Raw genomic sequence first — 20,419 nt, 5'->3', positions numbered from 1 at the left:
CTCAGGCCTTGGCGAGGAACCGGTCGTAGCCGGACTCCTCGAGCGCGTCGGCCAGCTCGGGGCCACCCTGCTCGGCGACGCGGCCGTCGACGAACACGTGGACGAACTGGGGCTTGATGTAGCGCAGGATGCGCGTGTAGTGCGTGATCAGCAGCACGCCGACGTCGGTGCGCTCCAGCGAGCGGTTGACGCCCTCGGAGACGACCTTCAGCGCGTCGACGTCGAGGCCGGAGTCGGTCTCGTCGAGGACGGCGAACTTCGGCTTGAGCAGCTCCATCTGGAGGATCTCGTGGCGCTTCTTCTCGCCGCCGGAGAAGTTCTCGTTGACGTTGCGCTCGGCGAACGTCGGGTCCATGCGCAGGTCGTCCATCGCCTGCTTGACGTCCTTGACCCAGGTGCGCAGCTTGGGGGCCTCGCCGTCGACCGCGGTCTTGGCGGTGCGCAGGAAGTTCGACACCGTGACGCCGGGGACCTCGACGGGGTACTGCATCGCCAGGAAGAGGCCCGCGCGGGCGCGCTCGTCGACGGTCATCGCGAGGACGTCCTCGCCGTCGAGCGTGACCGAACCGCTCGTGACGGTGTACTTGGGGTGCCCGGCGATCGAGTACGCCAGGGTGGACTTGCCGGACCCGTTCGGGCCCATGATCGCGTGGACCTCACCGGAGCGGATGGTCAGGTCGACGCCGCGCAGGATCTCCTTCACGCCGCCGTCGGCCTCGGCCACGGTGACGTGCAGGTCGCGGATCTCCAGGGTGGCCATCAGTTCTCCTCAGTCGTGGTCTGCGTCGTGGTGCTCGTGCCGGTCGCCACGGCCTGCAGCGCGTCGTGCGCGCCGGGCATCGTCGCGGCCAGCTCGGTCTCGATCGTCGCCATCAGGCGCTCGGCCAGGTCCGGCAGGCCGATCCGGCCGATGATGTCGGCGAAGAAGCCGCGCACGACCAGGCGGCGTGCGTCGGCCTCGGGCATGCCGCGCGACTGCAGGTAGAACAGCTGCTCGTCGTCGAAGCGTCCCGTCGCGCTCGCGTGACCGGCGCCGACGATCTCACCGGTCTCGATCTCGAGGTTCGGCACCGAGTCGGCGCGCGCGCCGTCGGTCAGCAGCAGGTTCCGGTTCAGCTCGTAGGTCTCGGTGCCCTCGGCGGCGGCGCGGATGAGCACGTCGCCGATCCAGACGGCGTGCGCGCCCTCGCCCTGCAGCGCGCCCTTGTACTCCACGTAGCTCTTGCAGTTCGTGGCCTCGTGGTCGACGAACTGGCGGTGCTCCAGGTGCTGGGCCGCGTCGGCGAAGTAGACGCCGAGCAGCTGCGCGTCCCCACCGGGGCCCGCGTAGCGCAGGTTCGCCGAGATGCGGACGGCCTTGCCGCCCAGGCTGACGGCGATGTGGCGGGCGAACGCGTCGCGCCCGACCAGCACGTCGTGCTGACCGACGTGGATCGCGTCGTCGTCCCACTCCTGCAGGGAGACGACCGTGACCTGCGCGCCGTCGCCGACGCGCACCTCCACGCCGCCGCGGTGGGCGCCGCCGCCGACGTGGTCGAGCACGACGAGGCCCTTGCTGTGGTGGCCGGCCTCGATCAGCAGGTGGCCGGAGGTCGTGCGACCGGCCTCGCCGCGGACCGTGACGAGCACGGGCGCGTCGAGCTCCGCCTCGGCGGGGATCCGCACGAGGTGGGCCTGCGTGGTCGCGGCCCAGCTGGCCGCCGCGGCGCGGTCGCCCGGGCGGAAGCCAGCCCCGGCGCCGATCTCCGCGGGGGTGCCGGTGCGGTGCTCCACGGCGTCCGGCCCGGAGACCTCGACGTGCGCGGTCTCGTCCGCGTCGGCCGCGGCCTCGGCGAACAGCGGCGCGAGCACCTTCAGCGGGGAGAACTTCCACTCCTCCTCGCGGCCGCGGGGCACGGCGAAGTCGGCGACGTCGTAGGACGTCACCCGCTCCGCGCGGCTCGCGTCCGGCACCGTGCCGGCGCCGTGGCTGTGCGCCCGCGCACCGTTGGCCGGGGTCTCGGTCACCGGGTCCGTCGGGTTCGGATCGGTCGTCTCGTCGACGGCGGTCATCAGCCGACGGCCCCTTCCATCTGCAGCTCGATCAGGCGGTTCAGCTCCAGCGCGTACTCCATGGGCAGCTCGCGCGCCACGGGCTCGATGAACCCGCGCACGATCATGGCCATGGCCTCGTCCTCGGCCATGCCGCGGCTCATGAGGTAGAACAGCTGCTCCTCGCTGACGCGGGAGACCGTCGCCTCGTGCCCCATGACGACGTCGTCCTCGCGGATGTCGTTGTAGGGGTAGGTGTCCGAGCGGCTGATCGTGTCGACCAGCAGCGCGTCGCAGCGCACCGTGGACGCCGAGTGGTGCGCGCCCTCGAGGACCTGGATCAGGCCGCGGTAGGACGTGCGGCCACCGCCGCGGGCGATCGACTTGGAGACGATCGAGCTCGCCGTGTAGGGCGCCGCGTGGACCATCTTCGCGCCGGCGTCCTGGTGCTGGCCCTCGCCGGCCATCGCGATCGACAGCGTCTCGCCCTTGGCGTGCTCGCCCATCAGGTAGACCGCCGGGTACTTCATCGTCACCTTGGAGCCGATGTTCCCGTCGATCCACTCCATGGTCGCGCCCTCGGCGGCCGTAGCGCGCTTGGTGACCAGGTTGTAGACGTTGTTCGACCAGTTCTGGATGGTCGTGTACCGCACGCGGGCGTTCTTCTTGACGATGATCTCCACGACCGCGGAGTGCAGCGAGTCGCTCTGGTAGATCGGCGCCGTGCAGCCCTCGACGTAGTGGATGTAGGAGTCCTCGTCGGCGATGATCAGCGTCCGCTCGAACTGGCCCATGTTCTCGGTGTTGATCCGGAAGTAGGCCTGCAGCGGGATGTCGACGTGGACGCCCTTGGGGACGTAGATGAACGACCCGCCGGACCACACCGCGGAGTTCAGCGCCGCGAACTTGTTGTCGCCCGCGGGGATGACGGTGCCGAAGTACTCGCGGAACAGGTCCGCGTGCTCGCGCAGGGCGGTGTCGGTGTCGACGAAGATGACCCCCTTCTCCTGGAGGTCCTCCCGGATCTGGTGGTACACGACCTCGGACTCGTACTGGGCGGCGACGCCGGAGACGAGACGCTGCTTCTCGGCCTCCGGGATGCCCAGGCGGTCGTAGGTCTCCTTGATGTCGGCGGGCAGGTCGTCCCAGGTGGCGGCCTGCTTCTCCGTCGAGCGCACGAAGTACTTGATGTTGTCGAAGTCGATGCCCGTGAGGTCGGAACCCCAGTCGGGCATGGGCTTGCGGCCGAACATCTTCAGCGCCTTGAGCCGGAGCTCCAGCATCCACTCGGGCTCGGACTTCTTCGCCGAGATGTCGCGCACGACCGCCTCGGACAGGCCGCGCTTGGCGGCCGCACCGGCGACGTCGGAGTCGGCCCAGCCGAAGCGGTACTTGTCCATGCCCTCCAGCTCGGCGGGTCCCGTGGTGTCGGGGGTGACGAGCTCGGGGGTGAGTTCGGTGGTCATCGTCGTCGTCCTTCCGTCGGCGTCGCTGTCCCCGCGGTGGTGCCGGCGAGGGTCGTGCTCGTGCTGGTCGTGCTGCCCGTCGTCGCACCCGGTGGGGGGTGGTCGGAGGGCACGTAGGTGGTGCAGACGTGGTCGCCGCGGGCCAGGGTGGCGAGGCGCTGGACCCGGGTGCCCAGCACCCGCTCGAAGACCTTGGCCTCCGCCTCGCACAGCTCGGGGAAGGCCTCCGCCGCGCGGCGCACGGGGCAGTGCCCCTGGCACAACTGGGTGCCCTCCGAGGCTGTTCCCCGGGCGACGGGACGGGCCGAGCCCGCGTAGCCCTGGCCGGTGAGCGCGGCGGCCAGGGCGGCCACGCGCTCCTCCGTGCCGGGGCCGGCCGCGGCCACCGCGGTGCCCAGGCGCTCCTCGAGGCCGGCGAGGCGGCGCTCGGCGAACTCCTGCACCGCCGCGGGGCCCTGCACCTCGGCCAGGTAGGCCAGCGCGGACAGGGCCAGGTCGTCGTAGCCCGCCGGCAGCGTGTCGTGGCCCGCGGAGGACACGACGTACTCCCGCGCCGGGCGGCCGCGGCCGCGGCGCTGCGCCGGGCTCGGCTCGCGGGTCTCCACGACGCCCTCGGCGGTCATGGCGTCCAGGTGGCGGCGCACCGCGGCGCTGGTCAGGCCCAGCCGGCTCGCGAGCGCACCGGCGGTCACCGGGCCGTGCTCGGCCACGGCCGTGCGCAGCCGGGTGCGCGTCCGCAGCTCCTCCGACCCCGGGGCCGGGTGCACCGGCGGCCGAGGTGAGGCTCCCCTCACCATTTCCACAACGTCCATGTTACCTAATTCGGGCAGGCGGCGACACCGGGGGCCCCGCCGACGGCGGGCGGGTACTACCGCGGCTCGTAGACTCCGGGCGTGGCCAGCCCGCTCCCCTCCCTCGCCAAGGCCACGACGGCGCCCGCGGTCCTCGTCGAGGACCTGCGCAAGTCCTTCGGCGCCACCCGGGTCCTCGACGGGCTGAGCTTCGAGGCCGCCCCCGGCCGCGTCACCGCGCTGCTGGGCCCCAACGGGGCCGGCAAGACGACGACCGTCGCCTGCTGCGAGGGCCTGCAGCGCCCCGACGGCGGCCGCCTGCAGGTGCTCGGGCTGGACCCGGTCGCCGACGCCGCGGCCCTGCGGCCGCGGGTGGGCGTCATGCTGCAGGACGGCGGGCTCCCCACCGGCGTCGGCGCGCTCGAGGCCCTGCGCCACGTCGCGGGCCTGCACACGCACCCCCTGCCCGTCGACGCGCTGGCCGAGCGCCTCGGGCTGACCTCCTTCGCCCGCACCCGCGTGCGCCGCCTCTCCGGCGGGCAGCGCCAGCGCCTGGCCGTGGCGTGCGCCCTCGTCGGGCGGCCCGAGCTGGTCTTCCTCGACGAGCCGAGCGCCGGCCTGGACCCGCAGGCCCGCCTCGCGGTGTGGGACGTCGTGCGCGAGGCCCGCGCCAGCGGCGTCGCGGTCGTCCTGACCACCCACCTCATGGAGGAGGCCGAGCGCCTCGCCGACGACGTGGTGGTCATCGACGCGGGCCGGGTCGTGGCCCGCGGCACCCCGGCGGACCTCACCCGCGGGCCCGCCGTCCTGACCTTCGTCGCCCGCCCCGGCCTGCCGCGGGAGTCGCTGCGGCTCGCGCTGCCCGTCGGCGCCGACGTCGTGGAGGACCAGCCCGGCCACTACGCGGTCCTCGGCATCCCCGCCGACCCGCGCGTCGCCGCGACCGTCACGTCCTGGTGCGCCACCCACGACGTCCTCCCCGAGGGGCTCGGCGCGCAGCGACGTACCCTCGAGGACGTGTTCCTCGACCTCACCGGCCGGAGCCTGCGGTGAGCGGTAGCGCGTCCCTGGCCGCCCGCGCCGACGGCCCGCCCGCCCCGAGCGCGCTCGCCCTGGACCTGACGCCCGCGGGCGGGGCCGCGCCCTGGTGGCGCCGCACCCTGCGGCAGGGGTCGTTCGAGGCGCGCATCGCGCTGCGCAACGGCGAGCAGCTGCTGCTGACGCTGGTCCTGCCCGTGATCGTCCTGGTCGCCGCCGCCCGCACGACCTCGCTCGACCTCGGCACGGGCGACCGGCCGTCCCTCGCGCTGGCCGGCGTCCTCGCCGTCGCCGTGGTGTCGACCGCCTTCACGGGCCAGGCCATCGCCACGGGCTTCGACCGCCGCAACGGCGTGCTGCGGCTGCTCGCCACGACCCCCCTGGGGCGCTCCGGGCTGCTGGCGGGCAAGGTCCTCGCGGTGCTGCTCCTGGTGCTCGTGCAGGTCGTCGTGCTGGGCGCCGTGGCCCTGGCCGTCGGCTGGCACCCCGAGGCGCTGCGCGTGCTCGCGGCCGTGCCGGCCGTCCTGCTCGGCGTGGCGGCCTTCACCTCCCTCGGGCTGCTGCTCGCCGGCACCGTGCGCGCCGAGGGCACCCTCGCGCTGGCCAACTTCGTCTGGGTGCTGCTGCTGGCCGGCGGCGGTCTCGTGCTGCCGTCGCCGATCGCGCGCGTCACGGACCTGCTGCCCTCGGGCGCGCTGGGCGGCGCGCTGCGCTCCGCGCTCGCCGGCGGCACGGTCGCCGCCGGGCCGCTCGTCGTCCTGGCCGTCTGGGCCGCCGTCGCGACCGCCGCGTGCTCGCGCTGGTTCCGCTGGGAGTGATGTCACACCCGTGAGCGCGCCCGCGGACCGGGTCCCTTGCGGGGCGCGACCTACCATGGACGCGTGAGCGTCACCGTCGGCCGCAGCACCACCACGAACGCCCGCCCCGCCCGCGCGCCGCGCGCCGCCCTGCCCCGCTGGGGCTCCGGCGTCCTGCTGCTGAACGTCGTGGCGGAGTGCCTCATCGTCGTCACCGGCGGCGTCGTCCGGCTGACCGGCTCCGGGCTCGGGTGCCCGACCTGGCCGCAGTGCGTGCCCGGCTCCTACGTGCCCGTGGTGCAGCAGGAGCAGGGCTTCCACAAGTGGATCGAGTTCGGCAACCGCACGCTCACCGGGCTCGTCGGCGTCATCGCGCTGGCCTGCCTGATCGCCGTCTGGCGCAGCCGCCGCCGCGACCTGCTGCCCTACGTGGGCCTCGTGATCTTCGGGATCCTCGCCCAGGCGGTCATCGGCGGCATCACGGTGCACATGGAGCTCGCCCCGGGCTACGTCATGACGCACTTCCTCGTCTCCATGCTCCTGGTGACCGCCTCGACGATCCTGTGGCGGCGCGGGCGCGAGGTCTCCGGCCCGCGCACGCCCGTGGTGCGCCGCGAGGTCCGCGGCGGCGCCTGGCTGGCCGCGGTGCTCCTCTACGGCGTCGTCGTCGTCGGCACCGTCGTCACGGGCTCCGGTCCGCACTCCGGCGACGCCGACGAGCCCGCCCGCTTCGGCCTCGACCCGCAGGCGGTCAGCTGGCTGCACGCCGACCTGGTGATGGCCTACGTCGGCCTGCTCGTCGGGATCGTCGTCGCGCTGCGCGCCACGGCCGCCCCGCGCGCCGCCCGCCGCGCCTCCCTGCAGCTGCTCGCCGCGACCCTGCTCCAGGGCGTCGTGGGCTACACGCAGTACTTCACCGACCTGCCCTGGGTCCTCGTCGCGATCCACATGGGCATGGCCTGCCTGCTCGTCGTGCTCCAGGTGCGGCTGCTGTGCGCGCTGACCGCGCCGCGCACCGAGGTCGCCGCGCCGCCGGTGCCCGCCGCCGCCACCGCCTGACGACGACCGCCGGGGCGGCCGCAGGGCCGGCCCGGGTGACCGCTCCCCCGCCTCCCCGACCGCGTCCACGGCCGCGTGGACCCGTGGTGGTGCGAGCCGGGGGAACCCGGCGGGCCCGCGGTCAGCTCCCCTACCCGTGCGCCACCCCGAGTGCTGCCGGTCACCACCGCGACGACGACGTCCGGACCCGGCTCCTCCCCCGCGACCCTCCCCCGCACACGACGACGCCCCCTCGACCGGACCGGTCGAGGGGGCGTCGTCGTGTGCGGTGCTGAGCGCTCAGAAGGGCCAGGCGATCCGCAGGAACGGGTCGACGGCCACGGCCACCGACAGCAGCGTCAGGTAGGTGATGGAGCCGTGGAAGACGCCCATGGGGCTGATCGCCTTCAGCTGCTCCAGGGTGCCGGCGTCGCGGCCGCCCGTGGCCGCCTCGAAGCGGCGGGTGCGCCGCAGCAGGCCGTAGGTCTGGGCCAGGAAGCCGACCCCGAGGACGACGGCCGCGACCAGGTAGACCATCCCGGCCCCGCCGACGGGGACGAGCAGCAGCGAGCAGGCCACCATCGCCCACGTGTAGGCGACGATCTGGCGCGCCACCGTCGTCGGCTTGGCCACGACCGGCAGCATCGGGACGCCCGCGTTGGCGTAGTCCTCGCGGTAGCGCACCGAGAGCGGCCAGTAGTGCGGCGGCGTCCAGAGGAAGATGACGCCGAAGAGCACGAACGGCGCCCAGTCCAGCTGCCCGCGCACGGCGGTCCAGCCGATGAGGACCTGCATGCAGCCGGCGACGCCGCCCCAGACGATGTTCTGCGACGTCCGGCGCTTGAGCAGCAGCGTGTAGCCCACGATGTAGAGCGCGATCGCCGCCAGCGCGAGCACGGCCGAGAGGGCGTTGACGAAGGTGAGGAAGACCGCCACCGACGCCGCGCCCAGCGCGACCGCGAAGAGCAGCGCCTGCCGCGGCGTCACCTCACCGGTCACCAGCGGGCGGCCCTCGGTGCGCTTCATCAGCGCGTCGATGTCGCGGTCGAAGTAGCAGTTCAGGGTGTTCGCGCAGCCCGCGGCGAGCGCCCCGCCGACGAAGGTGGTCACCAGCAGCAGCGGGGACGGCAGACCGCCGGCCGCGAAGAGCATGACCGGGATCGTCGTGACGAGCAGGAGCTCGATGATGCGGGGCTTCGTCAGCGAGACGAAGGCGGCGAGCTTCGGGAAGCGGGGAGGACGCTGACGTCCCCCGCGGCGGCCGAGCCCCCAGCGGGGTCGCGCGTGCGCGGTGGCGTCCGAAGGACGCGGGTCGACGACAGTCACAGTGTCCTCAGGGCGAGGCGACATCGGGCATCCCCGACTCTACGCCGCTCCTACCACTTGTCGTTGACCGGGCCGTCCCGGCGCCGCGAGCGGGGCGCCGCCACCGCGAGCTGCGGAAGGACCCGCTGCGAGTAGGCTCGACACGCGGTGATCCGGAGACGACCACGTGATCGTCCCCGCTCGCCGCACAGGACGAACGCCCCGGACGACGGTGCCACGGTGACGGCGGGTCGAGAGACCCTCCGCGCCGCCATCCCCCGACGGGGCGTGGCGGACCGAGGCATCGAGGGTCCGGCAGAGGGCCCCGGGGCGACGACGGAGACAGAGAGCGGACCACGGCCGGTCCACCCACCGCCGACCCGGCGCTGGACGGCTACCTGGTTCGCACGGGAGGAGACACGTGAGCCGGCAGAGCCTCGAGTGGAGCGACCTGGACGACCGGGCGGTGGACACCGTCAGGGTCCTCGCCATGGACGCGGTCCAACGATCGGGCAACGGACACCCGGGGACGGCCATGAGCCTGGCCCCCGTGGCGTACCTGCTGTTCCAGAAGATGATCCAGCACGACCCCGCCGACCCGGACTGGACGGGCCGCGACCGCTTCGTGCTGTCGTGCGGGCACTCCAGCCTGACGCTGTACATCCAGCTCTACATGGCCGGGTACGGCCTCGAGCTGGACGACCTCAAGGCGCTGCGCAAGTGGGGCTCGAAGACCCCCGGCCACCCCGAGCACGGTCACCTGGCCGGCGTCGAGATGACCACCGGCCCGCTGGGCCAGGGCATCTCCTCCGCCGTCGGCATGGCCATGGCGGCCCGCCGCGAGCGCGGCCTGTTCGACCCCGAGGCAGCCCCCGGGACCAGCCCGTTCGACCACACCATCTGGGTGCTGGCCTCCGACGGCGACATCCAGGAGGGCGTGTCCTCCGAGGCGTCGTCCATCGCGGGCGTGCAGGAGCTCGGCAACCTCGTCGTCATCTACGACGCCAACCACATCTCCATCGAGGACGACACGGCCATCGCCCTGGCCGAGGACACCGGCAAGCGCTACGAGGCGTACGGCTGGCACGTGCAGACCATCGACTGGACCAACGGTGGCGAGGGCCCCTACACCGAGGACGTCGCGGGCCTGCACGAGGCGCTCGAGGCGGCCAAGGAGGAGACCGGGCGCCCGTCCATCGTCATCCTGCGCACGCTCATCGCGTGGCCGGCCCCGAACGCGCACAACACCGGCAAGTCGCACGGCTCCGCGCTGGGCGAGTCCGAGGTCCGCGCGACCAAGGAGGTCATGGGCTTCGACCCGGAGCAGACCTTCCAGGTCGACGACGACGTCCTGGCCCACGTGCGCGGCGCCCGTGAGCGCGGCCGCACCCTGCACGAGTCGTGGACGACCCGCTTCGACGCGTGGCGCAGCGGCGCCGGCGAGCGCGGTGGGCTGTTCGACCGCATCTCCACCCGCACGCTGCCCGAGGGCTGGACGTCGGCGCTGCCGACGTTCGAGGCGGGCACCTCGATCGCCAGCCGCAAGGCTTCCGGCGAGGTCCTGAACGCCCTCGCCTCGACGCTGCCCGAGCTGTGGGGCGGTTCCGCGGACCTCGCGGAGTCCAACCTCACCTCGATGAAGGGCGAGCCGAGCTTCCTGCCCGAGAGCCGCCAGACGAAGACGTGGCAGGGCAGCCCGTACGGGCGCACCCTGCACTTCGGGATCCGCGAGCACGCCATGGGCGCGATCCTCAACGGCATCGCGCTGCACGGCGGGACGCGCCCCTACGGCGGCACGTTCCTCGTCTTCAGCGACTACATGCGTCCCTCGGTCCGGCTCGCCGCGATCATGCAGCTGCCGGTCACGTACGTGTGGACGCACGACTCGATCGGTCTGGGCGAGGACGGTCCGACGCACCAGCCCATCGAGCACCTCTCGGCGCTGCGCGCCATCCCCGGCCTCGACGTCGTGCGCCCCGGTGACGCGAACGAGACCGCGTGGGCGTGGCGGACGATCCTCGAGCACACCGACCGTCCCGCGGGCCTGGCGCTGAGCCGCCAGAACCTGCCGACCTTCGACCGCTCGCAGCCCGGCTGGGGCGCCGCGGACGGCGTCGCCAAGGGCGGGTACGTCCTCGTCGAGGCGTCGGCCGCCACCCCGCAGGTCATCCTCATCGGCACCGGCTCCGAGACGCAGATCGCCGTCGCGGCCGCCGCCCGCCTCGAGGAGGAGGGCGTGCCCACGCGCGTCGTCTCCATGCCGTGCCGCGAGTGGTTCGACGAGCAGCCGCAGTCCTACCGCGACACCGTCCTGCTCCCGCAGGTCAAGGCGCGCGTCGCGGTCGAGGCCGGCATCGCGCAGAGCTGGCACGACCTGACCGGCGACGCCGGGCGGATCGTCAGCCTCGAGCACTTCGGTGCCTCGGCCGACTACCAGGACCTCTACCGCGAGTTCGGCCTGACGGACGAAGCCGTCGTGACCGCCGCCAAGGAGAGCCTCGCCGGCCTGCAGTGACCCACGGACGGGTCCCGGACCGCGCCCTGCGGTCCGGGACCCGTCCTCCGGCGCCTCCGGGCGCCAGCAGCACGGGGCGCCGTCTCGGCGCCCCCGCCCGCCGACCGCGGGCGGATCCACGGACGAGGAGACGGAGAAGCACATGACGAACAGCAACCTGGCGGAGCTCTCGCAGCACGGGGTGTCGGTCTGGCTGGACGACCTGTCCCGCGAGCTCATCAACTCGGGCGAGCTGCAGCGGCTCGTGGACGAGGGTGTCCTCGGCATCACGACCAACCCGACGATCTTCGCGAGCGCGCTCGCCAAGGGCGACGCCTACACCGACCAGGTCAAGGAGCTCGTCGCCGCGGGCGTCGACGTCGACGAGGCCGTCTTCCAGATCACGACCGCCGACGTCCGCCACGCCGCGGACCTCCTGCGCCCGGTCTACGACCGCACCGACCGCCTCGACGGCCGCGTGTCCCTCGAGGTCGACCCGCGCCTCGCGCACGACACCGCGGGCACCGAGGAGTCGGCGCGCAAGCTCTGGAAGGCCGTCGACCGGCCCAACATGTACATCAAGATCCCCGCGACGGTCGAGGGCCTCGGCGCCATCAGCACCGCGCTGTCCGAGGGCATCAGCGTCAACGTGACGCTGATCTTCTCCCTCGACCGCTACCGCGCCGTCATGCAGGCGTTCCTCACGGGCCTGGAGCAGGCCAAGCAGAACGGCCACGACATCTCGCTCATCGAGAGCGTCGCGTCGTTCTTCGTCTCCCGCGTGGACACCGAGGTCGACAAGCGCCTCGACGCGCTGGAGACCGAGGAGGCCACCTCGTTGCGCTCCAAGGCCGGCATCGCCAACGCGCGCCTGGCCTACCAGGCCTACGAGGAGGTCTTCTCCACCCCGCGCTGGCAGGTGCTGGCGGAGTCCGGCGCCAAGGCGCAGCGCCCGCTGTGGGCGTCCACCGGCGTCAAGGACCCGAAGCTCCCCGACACCCTGTACGTCACCGAGCTGGTCGCGCCGAACACGGTGAACACCATGCCCGGCAAGACGCTGGACGCGACGATGGACCACGCCGAGGTCACGGGCGACACCATCCGCGGCTCCTACGGCGAGTCGAAGCAGGTCCTCGACGACCTCGAGCGCCTCGGCGTCTCCTACACCGAGGTCACCGAGGTGCTGGAGAAGGAGGGCGTGTCGAAGTTCGAGGCGTCCTGGGGCGAGCTGCTGCAGACCGTGACCGACGAGCTCGAGCGTGTGAAGACCCAGGTCGAGGCGTGATCCACCCCGAGGTGCGCGTTCCCGCGGCGGCTGCGGCCGCCGCGGGGCCGCGCCTCGCGGCCGGGACGAGCCCGGCCCCCGCACGACGAGCACCACGACAGCACGCACCCGCACAGCACGGGGAGGCCGCCGTGCGGACCTCCCGCCGACGCACAGGAGGACGCGCATGAGCCCCGCCCGCGTCGTGGCCGGGGAGAACCCGCTCCGCGACCCCCGCGACCGCCGCCTTCCCCGCATCGCCGGCCCCTGCGGCATGGTGATGTTCGGGGTCACCGGTGACCTGGCGCGCAAGAAGCTGATGCCGGCCATCTACGACCTGTCCAACCGCGGCCTGCTGCCGCCGGGGTTCGCGCTGACGGGCTTCGCCCGCCGCGACTGGGTCGACCAGGACTTCGGCAAGATCGTCTACGACTCGGTGCGCCAGCACGCCCGCACCCCGTTCCGCGAGTCCGTCTGGGCGCAGCTGGCCGAGGGCTTCCGCTTCGTGCCGGGCGACTTCGACGACGACGACGCGTTCGACCAGCTCGCGACCACGGTCGCCGACCTGGACCGCGTGCGCGGCACCGGCGGCAACCACGCGTTCTACATGTCGATCCCGCCGAAGTTCTTCCCCGTGGTGGCCAAGCAGCTGGCGCGCAGCGGTCTCAGCGCGCAGCACGGCGACCAGTGGCGCCGCGTGGTCATCGAGAAGCCGTTCGGCCGCGACCTCAAGAGCGCGCGCGAGCTGAACGCTGTCGTCGAGGACGTCTTCCCCGCCGACTCGGTGTTCCGCATCGACCACTACCTGGGCAAGGAGACGGTCCAGAACATCCTGGCGCTGCGCTTCGCGAACCAGATGTTCGAGCCGCTGTGGAACGCCAACCACGTCGACCACGTGCAGATCACCATGGCCGAGGACATCGGCATCGGCGGTCGCGCGGGCTACTACGACGGGATCGGCGCCGCCCGCGACGTCATCCAGAACCACCTGCTGCAGCTCATGGCGCTGACGGCGATGGAGGAGCCCGTCTCCTTCGACGCGACCGACCTGCGCGCCGAGAAGGCCAAGGTCCTCTCCGCCGTGCGGCTGCCCAAGGACCTGTCGAAGTCCACCGCGCGCGGGCAGTACGCCGCCGGCTGGCAGGGCTCGGACCTGGTCAAGGGCTACCTGGACGAGGACGGGATCCCCGCGAGCTCCACGACGGAGACCTTCGCCGCCATCGAACTCGAGGTCGACACCCGCCGCTGGGCCGGGGTCCCGTTCTACCTGCGGGCCGGCAAGCGCCTCGGCCGGCGCGTCACCGAGATCGCCGTCGTGTTCAAGCGCGCCCCGCACCTGCCGTTCGAGCGGACCGCGACGGAGGAGCTCGGCGAGAACGCCCTGGTCATCCGCGTGCAGCCCGACGAGGGCATCACCATGCGCTTCGGCTCCAAGGTCCCGGGCACCGCGATGGAGGTGCGCGACGTGACCATGGACTTCGGCTACGGCCACGCCTTCACCGAGTCCAGCCCCGAGGCCTACGAGCGCCTGATCCTCGACGTCCTGCTGGGTGACCCGCCGCTGTTCCCGCGCCACGAGGAGGTCGAGCTGTCGTGGAAGATCCTCGACCCGATCACCTCCTACTGGGCGAAGAACGGCAAGCCGCAGCCCTACGCCTCCGGCACCTGGGGGCCGCAGTCGGCCACCGACATGCTGGCGCGCACGGGCCGCACCTGGCGGCGCCCGTGAGCACCGCCGCACCGACCTCCAGCCGGGAGCAGACCTCATGATCATCGACCTGCCCAGCACGTCGACGAGCGCCGTCAACAAGGCCCTCGTCGACCTCCGCGACTCCGGCGGCGCGGTCGCCCTCGGCCGGGTCCTCACGCTGTGCGTCGTCACCGACGACGCCCACGCCGAGGACGCGATCGAGGCCGCCAACGAGGCCAGCCGCGAGCACCCGTGCCGCGTGCTCGTCCTGGCCCGCGGCAACCGCCGGGGCGCGGCGCGCCTCGACGCGCAGATCCGCGTCGGCGGCGACGCCGGCGCGAGCGAGGTCGTCGTGCTGCGCCTGTACGGGCCGCTCGTCGACCACGGCGAGACCACCGTCGTGCCGCTGCTGCTCTCGGACGCGCCGATCGTCGCGTGGTGGGTCGGCGCGGCGCCCGAGGACCTGCAGAGCGACCCCATCGGGGCCATCGCGCAGCGCCGCATCACCGACTCGGCGGAGACGTCGAACCCGGCGCGGTCGCTGGAGCACCGGCGGGCGCACTACCGCGCGGGCGACACCGACCTGGCCTGGACGCGCCTGACGAACTGGCGCGCCCTGCTCGCGGCTGCCCTGGACCAGCCGCCCTACGAGCCCGTCACCCAGGTGACGGTCGCGGGGGCGCCCGACAGCCCCAGCACGGAGCTGCTCGCGGCGTGGCTGGCCGTGAAGCTCAAGGCCCCGGTGGTGCGGGCCCGCACGAAGAAGGGCACGGGCGTGCAGTCCGTCCGCCTGGACCGCAAGTCCGGTGCGGTGGAGCTCATCCGCCCCGACCAGACGGTCGCGACGCTGACCCAGCCGGGCCAGCCGGAGCGGCGCATCGCGCTGGCCCGCCGTCCCGTCAAGGACTGCCTCACCGAGGAGCTGCGCCGGCTCGACCCGGACGAGGTCTACGGCGAGACGCTGGTGCACGGGCTGCCCGCCGTGGGGGGCCGGACCATGTCCGTCGCCCAGGCGCAGGCGCAGGGGCGCATCTCCCCGCCCGCCGACGCCGCCCGCAGCCAGGCCGCGGCGCAGAAGGAGTCCTCGCGCATCTCGCGCGCCATGAAGCGGGCCCAGCCCGTGGACGCCGAGCAGCACTCGCGCTCCTCCGCGGTGCCGAACAACGCCGTCGCGGCCAACGCGCCCGACGGCAACCCGCCGCAGGACCAGGGCACGCAGGCCGTCCGCCGCGCCCGGGCGGGGGCCGCCGCGAAGGAGGCGTCCGCGGCGAGGGCGGCGCCGGCCGCGAGGACCGCCGCGAAGAGGGCTGCGGGGAAGAAGGCAGCCTCCGCGTCCACGCCCGGACCTCTGACGACGGAGGCCCCCGCCCCGCAGGACGCGCCGCCGGCCGCGGGGACCACGAAGAGGGCCACGGCGAAGAAGGCGACGGCGAAGACGGCCACCGCCACGAAGACCGCCGCCACGGGGACCGCTCCGCGCAGGAGCACCGCGCGCGGGGCCGGCGCGGCGAAGGGGGCGAGCGCGTGAGCGGCTCGGCGCTGGTGGTCGTGCACCCGACGCCCGACGTCCTGGCGCACGCGGTCGCGGGGCGGCTGCTGGCCGCCCTCGCCGACGCGCAGGCGCTGCGGGGCGTGGCGCACGTGTCCCTGACGGGCGGGACGATCGGAACCAAGGCGCTCGCGGCGGTCGCAGACTCCCCCGCCCGCGACAGCGTCGACTGGTCGCGCGTGCACGTGTGGTGGAGCGACGAGCGGTTCCTGCCCGCGGGCGACCCCGAGCGCAACGCCACCCAGGCCGAGGAGGCGCTGCTGCGCCACCTGCCCCTGGACCGGGCGCTCGTCCACGTCCCGCCGGCCTCCGACGGTCCGGACGGCGACGACCCGGACGCGGCCGCCGCCCGCTACGCCGCCGCGCTCGCGGCCGCCGCGGACGGCGCCGAGGTGCCCGCCTTCGACGTGCTGCTGCTGGGCATGGGCCCGGACGGGCACGTCGCCTCGCTGTTCCCGCAGCACCCGGGGCTGGCCCGCGACGACTCCAGCGTCATCGGGGTCCGCGAGTCGCCCAAGCCGCCGCCCGTGCGGCTGTCGTTCAGCTTCGGGGCCCTCGCGCGGGCCCGCGCCGTGTGGCTCGTCGCGGCCGGGGCGGAGAAGGCCGCCGCCGTGGCCCGCGGGGTCGCCGGCGGGGACGTGGCCGAAACCCCGGCGGCGGGCGCGCACGGCACGGAGACGACCCTCTGGCTCGTGGACGCCGCCGCGGCGGGCGACCTCTGAGCCGAGCCGTCCGCGCACGCGCGCGGACACGACGAAGGCCCCCGACCTGCAGGTCGGGGGCCTTCGTCGTGCGTGCTCGCCGGCTTCCGGCGTCAGCGGGTGGGCCGGGTCAGCGGATGAGGCCGCGCTTGCGCAGGCCCTCGAGGGCCTCGTTGAGGATGGCCTCGCCGTCGGCGTCGCTGCGGCGCTCCTTCACGTACGCGAGGTGCGTCTTGTACGGCTCGTTCTTCAGCGGCGCCGGGGGGTTCGCCCGGTCCGTGCCCGCCGGGAACCCGCAGCGCGGGCAGTCCCAGGTCTCGGGCGGCTCGACCCCGGACTCCTCGGAGAAGCTGGGCCGCGTCTCGTGCCCGTTGGCGCACCAGTAGGAGATGCGGATGCGGGGCGCGGTGTCCCCTCGTTCCGCCTCTCCCATCGGGCCGGCGCCGACCCTGCTACCCCGGATGGCGTTGCCACCTGCCACGAGTTGATCTCCCCTCGTCCGTCGTGTCTGAGAAGCTCAGAACTCGTTGGTGAAGCGCTCTACCAGGCCCAGCAGCACGATGCAGACCGTCCACACGAGGGCGATGCCCACCGTGAAGCGGTTGAGGTTCCGCTCCGCCATGCTCGACCCGGACAGGCTCGTCGTCACGCCGCCGCCGAACATGTCCGACAGACCGCCGCCCTTGCCCTTGTGCAGGAGGATCAGCAGCGTCAGGAACAGGCTCGAGATGGCGAGCAGCACCTGCAGCACGATGCGCAGAACAGACACGCGGATCCTTCTCGTCGGGGCCGGTCCCACGGGGGACGCGGCCGGGCCAGGGCGTACACAGAGTAAGCCATCCGGGGGCGGGGACGGGCCCCGCCGCGTCCGGCGGCGGGGTCAGGTCACGCGGGGTGGTCGCGGAAGCGCACGATGCTGGCGAAGTCGACCGCGTCCGTGCTCGCCCCGCCCACGAGGGCCCCGTCGACGTCGGGCTGGGCCATGATCGAGGCGATGCTGGCGGGCTTGACCGAGCCGCCGTAGAGCACGCGCACCGCGGCGGCCGCGTCCGCGCCGAAGACCCGGCCCACCGCGCCGCGCAGGGCGGCGCAGACCTCCTGCGCGTCCTCGGGGGTCGCGACCTCGCCCGTGCCGATGGCCCACACGGGCTCGTAGGCGAGGACCAGGCCGGCGACCTGCTCGGGGCTGAGCCCGGCGAGCGCGGACTCGACCTGGGCGACGGTGAACTCCACGTGCTGCCCCGCGCGGCGGACCTCCAGCGCCTCGCCGACGCACACGATCGGCACGAGCCCGTGCTTGAGCGCGGCGGCCGTCTTCGCGGCCACGAGGGTGTCGTCCTCGCCGTGGTACTGGCGGCGCTCGGAGTGCCCGACGGCCACGTAGCGCACGCCCAGCTTCGCGAGCTGCGGGCCGGACACCTCGCCCGTGTAGGCGCCCGCGTCGTGCGCGGAGACGTCCTGCGCGCCGAGGACGATCGAGAGCTTGTCGCCCTCGATGAGCGTCTGCACCGTGCGCAGGCTCGTGTGCGAGGGCAGGACGACGACCTCGACGGCCGAGTAGTCGTGCTTGGCGTCCTTGAGCGTCCAGTCGAGCTTCTGGACGAGCAGAGTGCCCTGCTGGTGGTCCAGGACCATCTTCCAGTTGCCGGCGATCAGCGGGGTGCGGGGGGTGCTCATGGGAGTCCTCAGGGTCGCGGCGGCGTCGTCACGGGGTCGGGCGGTCGTGCGGTGGTGCGGGCGGGGCGGTCAGCTCTCGAGGACGTCGAGGCCCGGCAGCTGCCGGCCCTCGAGGAACTCGAGGCTCGCGCCGCCGCCCGTGGAGATGTGGCCGAACTGCTCGTCGGTGAAGCCGAGCGTGCGCACGGCCGCGGCGGAGTCCCCGCCGCCGACCACGCTGAACGAGCCGCCGTCGACGAGGGCCTGCGCGACGGCGCGGGTGCCGTGGCTGTAGGGCTCCATCTCGAACACGCCCATGGGCCCGTTCCAGAACACCGTGCGCGCGTCGGCCAGGGCCGCCGCGAAGGCGGCGGAGGAGGCGGGCCCGATGTCGAGGCCCAGGCGGTCGGCGGGGATCGCGTCGGCCGCGACGACGTCGTGGTCGGCGTCCGCGGAGAACTCGGTGGCGGCCACGACGTCGGTGGGCAGGACCAGCTCGACGCCCTTGGCGGCGGCGGCCTCGATGTAGCCGCGCACGCGGTCCAGCTGGTCGGCCTCGAGCAGGCTGCGGCCGACCTCGTGCCCCTCGGCCGCGAGGAAGGTGAAGACCATCCCGCCGCCCACGAGCAGGCGGTCACCGCGCGTGAGCAGCGAGCCCAGGAGGTTGTCGATGACGCCGAGCTTGTCGGAGACCTTCGAGCCGCCCAGGACGACCGCGTAGGGGCGCTCGGGCGACGTGGTGAGGCGGCGCAGCACCTCGACCTCGGTCGCGACGAGGCCGCCGGCGGCGTGCGGCAGGCGCGTGGCGACGTCGTAGACGCTGGCGTGACGGCGGTGCACGGCCCCGAAGCCGTCGGAGACGTAGGCGTCGGCCAAGGCGGCCAGCTCGTCGGCGAAGGCGCCGCGCTCGGCGTCGTCCTTGCTCGTCTCCCCCGCCGCGAAGCGGAGGTTCTCCAGCAGCACGAGCTCGCCGTCGGCGAGGTCGGCCACGGCCTGCGCGGCCCGGGGGCCCACCGTCTCGGGGCAGAAGGCGACCGCGGACGGCGCGAGCAGCTCCGCGAGGCGCGCGTGCACGGGGGCGAGGGAGTACTTCGCCTCCGGGACGCCCTTCGGGCGGCCCAGGTGGGCGACGACGACGACGCGGGCGCCCGCGTCCAGCAGGCGGCGCAGCGTCGGCACCGAGGCGCGCACGCGGCCGTCGTCGGTGATCCGCGGCGTCGCACCGGAGTGGTCCAGCGGCACGTTGAGGTCGCTGCGGACGAGCACGCGGCGACCGCGCAGCCCCCCGAGCTCGGCTTCCAGGTCGTCGATCGTCTTCACGGGGCTCCTCGGTGCGGGACGCGGCGGTGCGGGACGCGGCGGTGCGGGGGGGCAGCGCTTCTGGGCGCGGCGGGGGTGGTCCGGTCGTCGCGAGGCCCGGGGAGCCCGCACGCAGGGTGCGGCCTCCCCGGGCCCGGGACGGCGGTGCTCAGCTCAGAGCGAGCTGCCGACCATCGCGACGAGGTCGACGAGGCGGTTGGAGTAGCCCCACTCGTTGTCGTACCAGCCGACGACCTTGACCTGGGTGCCGTTGACCTTGGTCAGGCCCGAGTCGTAGATGCACGACGCCGGGTCGCCCTGGATGTCCGTGGAGACCAGGGGCTCGTCGGAGTACACGAGGTAGCCCTTGAGGGGGCCGTCGGCCGCGGCCTTGTAGGCGGCGTTGACCTCCTCGAGCGTCACCTCGCGCGACAGCTCGACGGTGAGGTCCGTGGCGGAGCCGGTGGGCACGGGCACGCGCAGCGCGTAGCCGTCGAGCTTGCCCTTCAGGCCCGGCAGGACCAGCCCGATCGCCTTCGCGGCGCCCGTGCTCGTCGGGACGATGTTCAGGGCCGCGGCGCGGGCGCGACGCAGGTCCTTGTGCGGGCCGTCCTGCAGGTTCTGGTCGGCCGTGTACGCGTGGATCGTCGTCATGAGGCCCTTGACGATCCCGAAGGAGTCGTCGAGCACCTTCGCCAGCGGCGCGAGGCAGTTGGTCGTGCACGACGCGTTGGAGATGACGTGGTGCGTCGCCGCGTCGTAGTCGCCCTCGTTGGCCCCCAGGACGACGGTCACGTCGTCGTTGGTGGCGGGCGCGGAGATGACGACCTTCTTGGCGCCGGCGTCGAGGTGCGCCTTGGCCTTGGTGGCGTCGGTGAAGAAGCCCGTGGACTCCACGACCACGTCGGCGCCCAGCTCGCCCCAGGTGAGCTTCGCGGGGTCGCGCTCGGCGAGCACGGCGATGCGCTTGCCGCCGACGACGATGGCGCCGTCCTCGGCCGTCACGTCCTGGTCGAGCTTGCCGAGGATCGAGTCGTGCTTGAGCAGGTGGGCCAGGGCCTTCGCGTCGGTGAGGTCGTTGACCCCCACCACCTCGATGTCGGCTCCGGACGCCAGGGCTGCGCGGAAGAAGTTGCGGCCGATGCGGCCGAAGCCGTTGATGCCCACGCGGACGGTCATGCGCTCTCCTCCTTGCACCCGTGCCGGAGGCGGCTCAGGTGCGCGTCTCGTGCTCTGCGGAACTGGTCCTGGTGCGTCGTGCTGTGGCCGGTGCGGCCGCCGCCTCGGCGACGGCTGCTGC

18 protein-coding genes are annotated in these 20,419 nt (G+C 73.6%); 8 read left to right on the top strand and 10 right to left on the bottom strand.

The window, feature by feature from the left end:
* Position 1: 1 nt before the first annotated feature.
* The 4 genes from sufC to F1544_RS02970 all read right to left on the bottom strand — a co-directional run bounded on the left by sufC (position 2) and on the right by F1544_RS02970 (position 4,264).
* Complete coding sequence (sufC, locus tag F1544_RS02985) at positions 2–760, bottom strand: Fe-S cluster assembly ATPase SufC (protein ID WP_167581896.1); 759 nt, start codon at positions 758–760, stop codon at positions 2–4.
* Positions 760–2,052 carry a Fe-S cluster assembly protein SufD gene (gene sufD, locus F1544_RS02980; protein ID WP_167581894.1) on the bottom strand — a complete coding sequence of 431 codons (1,293 nt, stop codon included), beginning with the start codon at positions 2,050–2,052 and terminating at the stop codon, positions 760–762. Before sufD ends, sufC begins: the two co-directional genes overlap by 1 nt.
* Positions 2,052–3,431, bottom strand: coding sequence for a Fe-S cluster assembly protein SufB (gene sufB / locus F1544_RS02975; RefSeq protein WP_167581979.1), 1,380 nt, complete (start codon positions 3,429–3,431; stop codon positions 2,052–2,054). Before sufB ends, sufD begins: the two co-directional genes overlap by 1 nt.
* Positions 3,432–3,493: 62 nt before the next feature.
* Positions 3,494–4,264: a helix-turn-helix transcriptional regulator gene (locus tag F1544_RS02970; protein ID WP_308469851.1), complete on the bottom strand. Its 771-nt coding sequence runs from the start codon at positions 4,262–4,264 to the stop codon at positions 3,494–3,496.
* 126 nt (positions 4,265–4,390) lie between these two features.
* Here F1544_RS02970 and F1544_RS02965 point away from each other — a divergent pair, with 126 nt between their 5' ends.
* The 3 genes from F1544_RS02965 (at position 4,391) to F1544_RS02955 (ending at position 7,182) form a co-directional block, all read left to right on the top strand.
* Positions 4,391–5,341: an ABC transporter ATP-binding protein gene (locus tag F1544_RS02965; protein WP_167581892.1), complete on the top strand. Its 951-nt coding sequence runs from the start codon at positions 4,391–4,393 to the stop codon at positions 5,339–5,341.
* The gene (locus tag F1544_RS02960; protein WP_308469850.1) at positions 5,338–6,144 is read left to right on the top strand and encodes an ABC transporter permease; all 807 of its coding nucleotides are present in this window, start codon (positions 5,338–5,340) and stop codon (positions 6,142–6,144) included. The genes F1544_RS02965 and F1544_RS02960 overlap by 4 nt, the downstream gene beginning before the upstream one ends.
* A gap of 129 nt (positions 6,145–6,273) precedes the next feature.
* Positions 6,274–7,182, top strand: a complete 909-nt coding sequence (locus F1544_RS02955) for a COX15/CtaA family protein (RefSeq protein WP_167581973.1) — start codon at positions 6,274–6,276, stop codon at positions 7,180–7,182.
* A 279-nt stretch (positions 7,183–7,461) separates the two neighbouring features.
* On the opposite strand, the gene F1544_RS02950 is transcribed toward F1544_RS02955, so the two are convergent.
* On the bottom strand, positions 7,462–8,487 hold the full coding sequence (locus F1544_RS02950) for a heme o synthase (RefSeq protein WP_308469849.1): 1,026 nt from the start codon (positions 8,485–8,487) through the stop codon (positions 7,462–7,464).
* A 400-nt stretch (positions 8,488–8,887) separates the two neighbouring features.
* Between F1544_RS02950 and tkt the strand changes: the two genes are divergently transcribed.
* The 5 genes from tkt to pgl all read left to right on the top strand — a co-directional run bounded on the left by tkt (position 8,888) and on the right by pgl (position 16,185).
* Positions 8,888–10,981 carry a transketolase gene (gene tkt, locus F1544_RS02945; protein ID WP_167581888.1) on the top strand — a complete coding sequence of 698 codons (2,094 nt, stop codon included), beginning with the start codon at positions 8,888–8,890 and terminating at the stop codon, positions 10,979–10,981.
* A gap of 142 nt (positions 10,982–11,123) precedes the next feature.
* Positions 11,124–12,245, top strand: a complete 1,122-nt coding sequence (tal, locus tag F1544_RS02940; RefSeq protein ID WP_167581886.1) for a transaldolase — start codon at positions 11,124–11,126, stop codon at positions 12,243–12,245.
* Between the two features lie 166 nt (positions 12,246–12,411).
* Positions 12,412–13,953, top strand: a complete 1,542-nt coding sequence (gene zwf / locus F1544_RS02935; protein WP_167581884.1) for a glucose-6-phosphate dehydrogenase — start codon at positions 12,412–12,414, stop codon at positions 13,951–13,953.
* 37 nt (positions 13,954–13,990) lie between these two features.
* Positions 13,991–15,442, top strand: coding sequence for a glucose-6-phosphate dehydrogenase assembly protein OpcA (gene opcA, locus F1544_RS02930; RefSeq protein WP_167581882.1), 1,452 nt, complete (start codon positions 13,991–13,993; stop codon positions 15,440–15,442).
* A complete protein-coding gene (gene pgl, locus F1544_RS02925) occupies positions 15,439–16,185 on the top strand; it encodes a 6-phosphogluconolactonase (RefSeq protein ID WP_167581880.1) in 747 nt (248 codons plus the stop codon). The genes opcA and pgl overlap by 4 nt, the downstream gene beginning before the upstream one ends.
* A gap of 109 nt (positions 16,186–16,294) precedes the next feature.
* Here the strand turns inward: pgl and F1544_RS02920 are convergent, their stop codons facing one another.
* The 5 genes from F1544_RS02920 to gap form a co-directional block, all read right to left on the bottom strand.
* Positions 16,295–16,645, bottom strand: coding sequence for an RNA polymerase-binding protein RbpA (locus F1544_RS02920; protein WP_167581878.1), 351 nt, complete (start codon positions 16,643–16,645; stop codon positions 16,295–16,297).
* A gap of 36 nt (positions 16,646–16,681) precedes the next feature.
* Positions 16,682–16,933, bottom strand: a complete 252-nt coding sequence (gene secG / locus F1544_RS02915; RefSeq protein WP_167581876.1) for a preprotein translocase subunit SecG — start codon at positions 16,931–16,933, stop codon at positions 16,682–16,684.
* A gap of 116 nt (positions 16,934–17,049) precedes the next feature.
* Positions 17,050–17,841, bottom strand: a complete 792-nt coding sequence (gene tpiA, locus F1544_RS02910) for a triose-phosphate isomerase (protein ID WP_167581874.1) — start codon at positions 17,839–17,841, stop codon at positions 17,050–17,052.
* Between the two features lie 69 nt (positions 17,842–17,910).
* Positions 17,911–19,140: a phosphoglycerate kinase gene (locus tag F1544_RS02905; RefSeq protein ID WP_167581872.1), complete on the bottom strand. Its 1,230-nt coding sequence runs from the start codon at positions 19,138–19,140 to the stop codon at positions 17,911–17,913.
* Between the two features lie 153 nt (positions 19,141–19,293).
* A complete protein-coding gene (gene gap, locus F1544_RS02900) occupies positions 19,294–20,298 on the bottom strand; it encodes a type I glyceraldehyde-3-phosphate dehydrogenase (RefSeq protein ID WP_167581870.1) in 1,005 nt (334 codons plus the stop codon).
* Between the last annotated feature and the right edge of the window lie 121 nt (positions 20,299–20,419).

Origin of the sequence: Kineococcus rubinsiae, from assembly GCF_011839805.1 — a bacterium.
GTDB lineage: Bacteria > Actinomycetota > Actinomycetes > Actinomycetales > Kineococcaceae > Kineococcus > Kineococcus rubinsiae.
This window is presented reverse-complemented; position numbering and strand designations above follow the sequence as displayed.